This window comes from Flavobacterium sp. (genome assembly GCF_003525665.1).
GTDB lineage: Bacteria > Bacteroidota > Bacteroidia > Flavobacteriales > Flavobacteriaceae > Flavobacterium.
Genome location: NZ_DQDX01000183.1, coordinates 8,957 through 11,111, shown reverse-complemented (window position 1 = coordinate 11,111; position 2,155 = coordinate 8,957). Strand labels below are relative to the sequence as shown.

The window sequence follows — 2,155 nt, the reverse complement described above, 5'->3', positions numbered from 1 at the left end:
TGAATTTGATGTTTTCATGAAAATTGCGCTATCACTTGGTGCCGATTTTGTAGCAACAGGTCATTATTGCAGAAAAGGAGAAATCGATGTTGATGGAAAGCCAGTGTATCAATTGCTTGCAGGAAAAGATGACAACAAAGATCAATCTTATTTTTTATGTCAATTATCACAAGAACAATTGGCAAAATCATTATTTCCAATTGGTGAATTAACAAAACCACAAGTTCGCGAAATCGCTACTAAAATGGAATTAGTAACTGCCGAAAAGAAAGATTCACAAGGTCTTTGCTTTATCGGAAAAGTGCGTTTGCCCGAATTTTTACAACAACAATTGCAACCAAAAGAAGGTTTGATTTATGAAATTCCTGCCAATAGCGAAATTTACAATCAAGAAAAACCAACTTTCACTTCACTAGAAGAGCAATTAATTTTCGAATCGACTTCAATTCAATATGATGAAAAGTCTGGAAAAGTAGTTGGAAAGCATCAAGGTGCGCACTATTTTACCATCGGTCAACGAAAAGGATTAAATGTTGGCGGTACAAAAGAAGCACTTTTTATAATTGCAACCGATGTAAAAACCAACTCCATTTATACTGGTCAAGGTGCAAGTCATCCAGGATTGTTTAAAAAAGCATTGCGCATTCAACCATCAGAAATTCATTGGATTCGTCAAGATTTAACACTTAATGATGGCGAATCAATGCAAGTTATGGTTCGAATTCGTTACCGTCAAGAACTTCAAAAAGCAACGTTACATAAATTTCAATCAGGATTGTATGTTTCATTTGATGCAGCTCAATCTGCAATAACTGAAGGACAATTTGCTGCTTGGTATTTAAACGACGAATTAATTGGTTCGGGTGTAATTTCTTAAAATTAAACTCGGTACTATTTTTTTTCGTAATTTTGATACAACCAAATTTCATTTGCTATGAAGAAAATAGTATTTCTAGTCACTTTTCTGGTATCAATTTCCACTTTTTCGCAAGAAGATGCTTGGGTTTATTTTACTGATAAACCAAATGCTGCCACTTTTCTAGCCGATCCACTTTCGATGTTAACTCAAAGAGCATTAGATAGACGATCAGCTCAAGGAATTGCTTTAACGACCAATGATGTACCTGTTCATCAACCTTATATTAGTCAAATAACAGCAGCAACAGGAATTACGGTTAAAGCAAAATCCAAATGGTTGAACTGCCTTCACATCCGCGGAAGCATTGCAAATATTAACGCGTTATCTAGCTTAACTTTTGTAGATCATATTGAGTTTGCCAATCAATCTTTAAACACTTCTGGAAAAATTAAAAATCCAATAACCAGTAATAAAGAACAAGCTGTAAATAAAAATATGGATGTTGAAGTGACCTTTGCTTACGGAACTTCTGCCAACCAAATTCAAATGCTTAATGGTCATCTTTTGCACCAAGCCAATTTTACTGGAACCGGTAAAATAATCGCCGTTTTAGATTCAGGATTTATAAATGTAAATTCTACACAACCATTTGAAAGATTGTTCACAAATAACTTAATTTTAGGTGGTTATAATTATGTAAATCAATCCACAAACGTTTATGCGTTGCACAATCACGGAACGATGGTTTTATCTTGCATGGGCGGATATACCGAAGGTCAATTGGTTGGAACTGCGCCAGATGCCAAATATTATTTATTTGTTACAGAAGATGTGGCTTCAGAAAATCCAGTGGAAGAAAGTTATTGGGTTGAAGCTGCCGAAGAAGCCGATCGATTAGGTGTTGATATTATCACTTCTTCGTTAGGATATTTTGGTTATGATCAACCAAGTTATAGTCACACTTACAGCGATTTAACAGGAAATTCGGCCTTTGCTTCAAGAGGTGCAAATATTGCTTTTTCTAAAGGAATTATTGTTGTTGCAAGCGCAGGAAATTCAGGCGCAACTTCCAATCCTTACATAAGTGTTCCAGCAGAAGCAACTAATGTTTTAGCGATTGGAGCTGTTCAAGCTAACGAAAATTATGCTGCTTTCAGTTCGATTGGACCTTCTTTCGACGGAAGAATTAAACCAGATGTTATGGCACAAGGTCAAAATGCGTATGTAGCAAATACGGCTGGAAGTATTACAACTGATAGCGGAACTTCATTTTCGGGACCAATTATGGCCGGAATG

General features: G+C 35.8%; 2 protein-coding genes. Both read left to right on the top strand.

The genetic code is table 11. The annotated features are described in order from the left end of the window. Nucleotides 1-877, top strand: an 877-nt coding sequence (locus DIU01_RS12790; RefSeq protein ID WP_290835055.1) for a tRNA methyl transferase PRC-barrel domain-containing protein, incomplete at its 5' end; no start/stop codon positions are given. 57 nt (nt 878-934) lie between these two features. After that, a partial coding sequence (locus DIU01_RS12785) for a S8 family serine peptidase (RefSeq protein ID WP_290835052.1) occupies nt 935-2,155 on the top strand: 1,221 nt, incomplete at its 3' end.